This is a genomic window from Methylobacterium oryzae, assembly GCF_036441375.1.
Classification (GTDB): domain Bacteria; phylum Pseudomonadota; class Alphaproteobacteria; order Rhizobiales; family Beijerinckiaceae; genus Methylobacterium; species Methylobacterium oryzae_A.
The window spans coordinates 57,607-65,000 of the sequence record NZ_MLCA01000001.1 but is presented as its reverse complement, the minus strand read 5'-3'; the positions used below and the strand labels follow the sequence as shown (position 1 = coordinate 65,000).

At 73.1% G+C, this 7,394-nt stretch carries 6 protein-coding genes; all 6 read right to left on the bottom strand.

Annotated elements, in window-relative coordinates; all coding sequences use genetic code 11:
* Window positions 1–297: 297 nt before the first annotated feature.
* The 6 genes from MOTC310_RS00330 to MOTC310_RS00305 all read right to left on the bottom strand — a co-directional run bounded on the left by MOTC310_RS00330 (window position 298) and on the right by MOTC310_RS00305 (window position 7,323).
* On the bottom strand, window positions 298–1,101 hold the full coding sequence (locus tag MOTC310_RS00330; protein WP_331300413.1) for an MBL fold metallo-hydrolase: 804 nt from the start codon (window positions 1,099–1,101) through the stop codon (window positions 298–300).
* 23 nt (window positions 1,102–1,124) lie between these two features.
* Window positions 1,125–1,925: a TatD family hydrolase gene (locus tag MOTC310_RS00325; protein WP_331300412.1), complete on the bottom strand. Its 801-nt coding sequence runs from the start codon at window positions 1,923–1,925 to the stop codon at window positions 1,125–1,127.
* 15 nt (window positions 1,926–1,940) lie between these two features.
* On the bottom strand, window positions 1,941–3,518 hold the full coding sequence (metG, locus tag MOTC310_RS00320; protein ID WP_331300411.1) for a methionine--tRNA ligase: 1,578 nt from the start codon (window positions 3,516–3,518) through the stop codon (window positions 1,941–1,943).
* Window positions 3,519–3,809: 291 nt separating this feature from the next.
* The gene (locus MOTC310_RS00315; RefSeq protein ID WP_331300410.1) at window positions 3,810–5,519 is read right to left on the bottom strand and encodes an FAD-dependent monooxygenase; all 1,710 of its coding nucleotides are present in this window, start codon (window positions 5,517–5,519) and stop codon (window positions 3,810–3,812) included.
* Window positions 5,516–6,112, bottom strand: a complete 597-nt coding sequence (locus MOTC310_RS00310; RefSeq protein ID WP_331300409.1) for a MarR family winged helix-turn-helix transcriptional regulator — start codon at window positions 6,110–6,112, stop codon at window positions 5,516–5,518. Before MOTC310_RS00310 ends, MOTC310_RS00315 begins: the two co-directional genes overlap by 4 nt.
* A gap of 158 nt (window positions 6,113–6,270) precedes the next feature.
* Window positions 6,271–7,323 (bottom strand): DNA polymerase III subunit delta', encoded by a 1,053-nt coding sequence (locus tag MOTC310_RS00305; RefSeq protein WP_331300408.1) that lies wholly within the window; start codon window positions 7,321–7,323, stop codon window positions 6,271–6,273.
* Window positions 7,324–7,394 lie beyond the last annotated feature (71 nt).

The following is a 7,394-nucleotide window of genomic DNA, read 5'->3' as shown; positions in this document are numbered from 1 at the left end:
CGCAAGGACAAACGCCGCCCGCGTCTCCCTTCCTCATTCCAACTTGTCAAAGAACGCCTCAGTCGCCCGAGGCTCATCAGAAGGCAAACAGAAGACCGCCCGGCAATCCCGCCGGCCAGTCCCGCCGCTTGTCAGAAGATGGCTCAGCGCCCGGTCCACTTCCGCGGCCGGCGCCGATGAGCAGGGGTATAGATCCACGGTTCCCGGCCGTCAACAGGCTTGTTGGCCCGAAAGCCGATTTTCTTGGACTCCGCGGACGACAGGCGTGTGACGCCCGATTCGCGCTCTCGGCCGCGCTCAGACGTCGAGGCTCAGGGTTAGTCCGTCATAGGCGGGCACGATGCCGTCCGGCAGGCGCGCCGCCAGTGCGCCGTAGTCGAGGTCGGTGTGCAGGTTGGTGAGGACCGCCCGGCGGGGCCGGACCGACTCGATCAGCGCCAGGGCGTCCGAGACCGAGAAGTGCGTCGGGTGCGGGGTGTCGCGCAGGGCGTCGATGATCAGCAGGTCGAGACCGTGGAGCCGGGCGAGGCTCGCCTCCGGGATGAGGCTGACGTCGGGCATGTAGGCCGCCGCGCCGAAGCGGAAGCCCAGGGCGGCCTCGTTGCCGTGCTCCACCGGGAGCGATTCCACGGTGATCGGGCCCCCCTCCCCCACCAGCGTCAGGTCGCGGCCGGCGGCGAGGTCGCGCAGGTCGAGGATCGGCGGGTAGGCGCTCCCGGGGGGCGTCTCGAAGCAGTAGCCGAACCGGGTCGTGAGCAGCGACCGCGTCAGGGCGTCGGCGTAGACCGGGATGCGGGCCCGCATGGCGATCACCAGCGGGCGCAAGTCGTCGATCCCGTGGGTGTGGTCGGCGTGAGCGTGGGTGTAGAGCACCCCGTCGAGGCGGGTCACGCCGGCGTCGATGAACTGCTCGCGCAGGTCCGGGGAGGTGTCGACCAGCAGCGTGGTCCGCCCCGCCCCCGACCTCCGCTCCACCAGGATCGAGCAGCGCCGCCGGCGGTTGCGCGGCTCCTCCGGGTCGCAGGCGCCCCAGCCGCTGCCGACCCGCGGCACTCCGCCGGACGAGCCGCAGCCGAGGATGCGCAGGGTCAGGCTCGCCATCCGGATCTCCCGCTCCTCACGCGTCACGCGGCGCCCGGAGGCGCTGCGGCGGCCTTGTCGAACAGCGCGAAAAAATTCGCCGTCGTGATCCGGGCGAGGTCCTCGGCGGGCAGCCCCAGGGTCTCGGCCAGCGACCGGGCCGTGTCGGCCGTGTAGGCCGGCTCGTTGGTCCGCCCCCGATGAGGCTCGGGCGCCAGGAACGGCGCGTCGGTCTCTACCAGGATCCGGTCGCGGGGCACGGCCCGGGCGATGTCGCGCAGGTCGTGCGAGCGCCGGAAGGTGACGATGCCCGAGAAGGACACGTACAGTCCCAGCTCGACCCCGGCCTCCGCCAGCCGCCTCCCCGACGAGAAGCAGTGCAGCACCGCCCGGAACGGCGCCCGGCCCATCTCGTCGGCGAGCACCCGCTCCATGTGGTCGTCGGCGTCCCGGGCGTGGATCACCAGCGGCACCCCGGCGAGGCGGGCCGCCGCGATGTGGGCGCGCAGCACCCGCTCCTGCACGGCCTCGGGGGCCGCGTCGGAATAGTGGTAGTCGAGCCCGGCCTCGCCGATCCCGACGCAGCGCGGGTTGGCCTGGGCGAGGCCCGCGATCGTCTCGGCGGCGACGTCCGGCTCCTCGGCGGCGCCGTGGGGATGGGTGCCGATCGTGTACCAGACCTCCGGATGCGCCTCGGCGATCGCCCGGTAGGTGTCGGCCTTGGCGACCCGGGTGGCGATCGTGAGCATGCCGGTGACGCCGGCGGCCTTGGCGCGGGCGATCACGCCCGGGAGGTCGGCGGCGAAGTCCGGGAAGTCGAGATGGCAGTGGCTGTCGATGAGCATCGGGTCTCGGGGCCGTCAGGCTGCCGGAGCTTCGGGGCGCTCGAAGCGCGGGAAGATCGGCGCGGGGGCGGGCAGCGCCGTGCCGGGCACGAGGCGCCCCCCCTCCCCCACATCGGCGAGACTGCGCCGGTCGGCCGGCACCGCCAGCAGGTCGAGGAGTTTTTCCGCCGCCCCCGGCACGAAAGGCTGGGTCAGGATGCCGAAGGCGCGCAAGCTCTCCAGGGTCGTGTACAGCACCGCGTTCATCCGCGCCGGGTCGGACTTGCGGAGCTTCCAGGGCTCCTGGGCGGCGAAGTAGCGGTTGGCCTCGGCCACCACGGCCCAGATCTCGGCCAGGACGGTGTGGAGCGCCAGCTCGCCCATCAGGTCCCGGGCCCGCGCTGGCAGGGCATCGGCCTGGGCCAACAGGGCTCTGTCCGCGTCGTCCAGGCTGCCCGGATCCGGCACCGCGCCGTCGCAGTTCTTGGCGACCATCGAGAGCGAGCGCTGGGCGAGGTTGCCGAGGTCGTTGGCGAGATCGGCGTTGATCCGGCCGATGATCGCCTCGTGGCTGTAGCTGCCGTCGCCGCCGAACGGCACCTCGCGCAGCACGAAGTAGCGCACCGGGTCGACCCCGTAGGTGTCGGCGAGCTCGAACGGGTCGAGGACGTTGCCGAGCGACTTCGACATCTTCTCGCCCTTGGAGAGCAGGAAGCCGTGGCCGAAGACCCGCCTGGGCAGGGGCAGCCCGGCCGACATCAGGAAGGCCGGCCAGTACACCGCGTGGAACCGGACGATGTCCTTGCCGATGATGTGCAGATCCATTGGCCAGAACTTCTTCCGAGGATTCTCCGCGTCGGGGAAGCCGGTGACGGTAAGGTAGTTGGTCAGAGCGTCGACCCACACGTACATGACGTGGTTCGGGTGGCCCGGCACCGGCACGCCCCAGTCGAAATTGGTGCGGCTGACCGAGAGGTCCTTGAGGCCGGAGCGCACGAAGCTCGCCACCTCGTTCCGGCGGGTGTCCGGCCCGATGAAGTCCGGTTGATCCTCATAGAGCTTGAGCAGCCGGTCCTGGTAGGCGGACAGACGAAAGAGGAAATTCTCCTCCTCCATCCACTCGACCGGCGTGTCGGTGGCGAGGCTGCGGCGGCTGCCGTCCTCCAGGAGCCGGGTCTCGGACGCGTCGTAGTAGGCCTCGTCTCGGACCGAGTACCAGCCCGCGTACTTGTCGAGGTAGATGTCGCCGTTGGCCTCCATCCGCCGCCAGATCTCCTGGGCGGCGGCGTAGTGGCCGGGCTCTGTGGTGCGGATGAAGCGGTCGTAGGTGCAGTCCATCCGGTCGGCCATCGCCTGGAACCGGGCGGCGGTGCCGTCGACGAAGGCGCGCGGCGTGGTGCCGGCCCGGCTCGCAGCCTGCTGGATCTTCAGCCCGTGCTCGTCGGTCCCGGTGGAGAACAGCACGTCGTAGCCGTCGAGCCGGTGGAAGCGCGCGACGGCGTCGGCGGCGATCACCTCGTAGGCGTGGCCGATATGGGGGGCGCCGTTGGGGTAGGAGATCGCGGTCGAGAGACCGAAGGTCTTTCGGGGATTCGCCGGGGCGTTGGACGTCACGTCTGTGGTGTTCCGGATGAGCGCGGGAAGCTGCCCGCGTTGTCGCGCGGCCCGCGCCGCGACGCAACCGTCGCCGCCTGCGGGATCGGCGCCGCGCCGCGGCGGCCGGCTGAGTGTCAGGCGATGTGTTTTTCCGATTTCTGGTGCGTTCATAGTCGATTTACTAAGCCGCCCNGGAGACGCGGGGCGAATCGCCGCCGGCTGCCGACGCGCGTCATCGTCCCGCGCACGCCGGGATGACGGGGGTGGCCGTCCCGCGCGCTGCCCTCGGGGCCGCGGCCTCCGCCGGCCTCACTCGGCGAACGCCGCCTCCGGCCGCGCCGCTTCCCCGGCCGCGCAATCCGCCGCCTCGAAGAGCGCGCGGCAATACGCGGTCAGACGGTCGATCCGGTCCGCGCCGCTCCGGAAGGCGATGTGCCCGTCCGGGCGCACCAGCACGAGCGTCGGCTGACCCTCCAGCCCGTAGGCGCCGTGCGCCCGGCCGTCCAGGTCCGAGAGGACGGGCGTGTCTCCCGCCGCGATCGGCGGCCCGGCGAGGACCAGACGCGGGCGCAGCCAGGGCCAGGGCGCGACGGAACGGACCGCCTCCAGCAGGGCGGGAGCCACCTCCGGGGACCGGCCGTCGAAGCACAGGAGCGCCCAGCCGGTCGTCCATCCGTCCGGATTGTAGAGGAACCGGAACAGGCTCGTGCGCGCCCCGTCCCGGGTCACGTCCGCGTCCGGCGCGCGCTGGCCCGGCTTCGGCCCTGGCCGCAGCAGACGCGTCAGGCCCGACAGGTGATCCGCGTTCAGGAGGCTTTCCGGATAGTCCACCCCCATCTGCTGCATGTCGTCCGTCCCCTGCAGCAGGGAGCCCAGGTTCGGCAGCGCCTTCGCGGCCAGCCCCAGCACCGTGTCGGTGACGGCCCCCCGATACACGGTCCACCGGAACCCGCGCACCTGCTGGGCGCTCAGCCGGGCGTGCTCGCCGCCGCGCTCGCCGTCGTAGGAGTCGAGGATGGCGGGCGCCGCCTCGCCCCGCAGGGTCATGGCCAGCCGCCACGCGATCTCGACCGCGTCGTGGAGGCCGGCATTCATGCCCTGGCCCCCGATCGGCAGGGACAGGTGCCCGGCGTCGCCCGCCAGGAACACGCGGCCCCGCGCGTAGCCGGGGGAGACCCCGTGGGCGAAGCGGCTGTGGGTGAGCCATTGCGGGTCGCTCAGGGCGAGGGTCTCGTCGCCGGTGACCTCCCGGGCGAGCGCCTGGATCTCGTCGAGCGTCGGGTCGCGGTCCGCCACGCCGGTGTCGTCGGCCAGGAAGAACAGCCGGTGGTAGCCGCCCCAGACCGGCATGATGCCGGCGAAGCCGCGCGGGTAGTAGAAGAACCAGAGCTGGTCCGGCTCGGACCCGCGGCGCCAGGACAGCCGGGCATCGACCTGCCGGTTCATGCAGCCCGCCAGCCGCTCGGGCTCGAAATCCAGGCCGAGCCGGGCGCGGATCGTGCTCCGGGCCCCGTCGGCGGCCACGCAGTAGCGGGCGCGCAGCCGCGTCTCGGGCCCGTCCGCGCCCCGCCGGAGGGTCACGGTGACGCCCGTCCCGTCCTGGTCGAGGCCGGTCACCGTGCAGCCCCGCTCCAGCCGGCCGCCGCGCGCCGCGAACGCGTCGATCAGGGTCCGCTCGATCACGTCCTGCCCGCTGTAGAGCACGTCGGGATAGGGGCTGGCGACGTCGGCGACGGGAATGGGCGTCGTCGGCGCGCCGTTGACGAAGAAGTTGATGGTGCGGACCGGGTAGGCGTTCTCCGCCAGGGCGTCGCGCAGGCCGATGCCGGCGAGCAGCTCCTGCGGGCGGGCCCACATATTGTTGGCCCGCGAGTACGCCCTGACCTCCGTGCGCTGCTCCAGGAGCAGGCACGACACGCCGTGATGGCGCAGGGCGCAGCCCGCGGTCAGGCCGATGGGACCCGCGCCGACGACGATCACGTCGGTGTCGTAGCTCGGGGCGGCGTCGGCGTCGGTCATCCGTGGGGCTCCTGTCGGGTCTCTTGCAGGTGCTCTTGCGGGGTCTCTCGCGAGTTCTCCTGCCGGCCCTCTCCGGGGTCCTGTTCCCGGAGCGTGCCGGCGATGGACGCGATGGCGCCGTGGGAGGCTTCGATCCGCCGCTGCAGGCTGTGCAGGAGCGCGGTGGCGGCCTCGACGGCCTCGGGCGCGAGGCCCTCGGTGAGCCCGTCCGACCAGAGGGCGTTGCGCGCCATCGCCTGCCCGTAGGCGTCCGCGCCCCGCGGGGTCATGGCGACGAGGGGCGCGCGGCGGTGATGGGGATTGGGCGCGAGTCGGATCAGCCCGTCGGCCTGCATCTCGCCGACGAGGCGCTGCACCGACTGGCGGGCGAGGCCCATGTTGCGGGCGATGTGGGCGACGGGCAGGGGCGCGGGCGCGAGGGCGATGGCCCCCAGCACCTGCCAGCGGGCGCTGGTCAGCCCGAGGTCCTGCACCAGCGTGTCGCCCGCCGCGAGCAGGCCGCCGTTGAGGCGGAACACCGCGACCACGAGATCCGACAGGGCGTGCCTGGGGCGGTTGCGGTCGCGCGCTGTCCGGGGTGGGTCGGGCTCCATAGGGCATGTCCAAGTGGCAGGGTGTTGTCAAAATGACAGTACACTGTCATCGCACAGACAACGGAGCCGGGGCCGGACGGTTCCACGCCGGATGCTGGGGCGGATGTCGGGGCGGATGCCGGGTGCGGGTGGGCAGCGAGGACGGGCGCCCGCCGGGCCTACGCCACCGCGGCGAGGTCCCCGAACAGCGACAGCACCACCGGGCGGCGGTCGAGGTTGTAGATCGCCGCCTCCCGGGCGGCGCGGCCGAACCGGTCGGCGACCTCCACCAGGGCGGCGAGGCGGGCGGGGGGCTCGTCCCGGCGCCGGTCGATCTCGGCCGAGACGAAGCGCAGCACCGCGTCCTGGGCGGCCTCGAACCGCGCCTCGGCGTCGCGGCCCGCCAGGGTCTCGGCGAGCTTGAGCACCCGGCCCCAGTCGGGTGCGCGCGCCCGCGCCAGCAGGGTCTCGATCTCGGCCACGAGGCCGGCGGTGACCGGATCGAGCATCGCGAGCGCGCGGGCGACGGAGCCCTCGCACTGGGCCAGCGCCCGGGCCAGGGCGGTCTCGTCGGGCTGCGCGAAGGGCTCGGGCAGGCCGCGCACCACCCGGGCGACATCCTCGGGCGGGAGGGGGCGCAGCATCAGCGCCCTGCAGCGGGAGCGGATGGTCGGGAGCAGCCGGCCGGGCTGGTGGGACAGGATCAGGAACAGCGCGCGGGGCGGCGGCTCCTCCAGGACCTTGAGCAGGGCGTTCGCGGCGTTGGCGTTCAGGTCCTCGGCGCTGTCGAGGATGCAGACGCGCCAGCCGGAATCCGCGGCCGTCGAGGCGAACAGGTCGAGGGCGCGGCGCACCGCGTCGACCGAGATCTTGGTCGGCAGCGTCTTGGCGCCGGCGCTCCGGTGGCGGCGCAGGACCACGAGGTTCGGATGCGACAGGCCCGCCACCTTGCCGAGGACGGCATCGCCCGCCGGCACGTCGAGGCCCGCCGGGCCGCCGCCCCCGGGGTAGGCGAGCAGGCGCCGGGCGACCCGGTAGGCTAGGGTCGCCTTGCCGATGCCGGGGGCGCCGCCGATCAGCCACGCGTGGTGCAGGCGCCCCGCCGCGATGGCGGCCGCGAAGGCCTCGGCCGCGGCCGCGTGGCCGACGAGCCCGAGGGTCTCGCGCGGGCGCGGGATCCCGGCGAGGTCCCCGGGCTCGACGTCGTCGGCGGCGCGGTCGGTGGGCTTCATGCGATGGGCTTCATGGCGCGTGCCTGCAGGCTCGGGTCCCTGCGGCGCTCCTGCCGCTGCTTACAGGGATG

Excerpts from the sequence above, each read along its gene's own strand:
- MOTC310_RS00330 (WP_331300413.1), bottom strand. The coding sequence starts at position 1,101 with ATGGCGAGCCTGACCCTGCGCATCCTCGGCTGCGGCTCGTCCGGCGGA.
- MOTC310_RS00325 (WP_331300412.1), bottom strand. The coding sequence starts at position 1,925 with ATGCTCATCGACAGCCACTGCCATCTCGACTTCCCGGACTTCGCCGCC.
- MOTC310_RS00315 (WP_331300410.1), bottom strand. The coding sequence starts at position 5,519 with ATGACCGACGCCGACGCCGCCCCGAGCTACGACACCGACGTGATCGTC.
- MOTC310_RS00310 (WP_331300409.1), bottom strand. The coding sequence starts at position 6,112 with ATGGAGCCCGACCCACCCCGGACAGCGCGCGACCGCAACCGCCCCAGG.
- MOTC310_RS00305 (WP_331300408.1), bottom strand. The coding sequence starts at position 7,323 with ATGAAGCCCACCGACCGCGCCGCCGACGACGTCGAGCCCGGGGACCTC.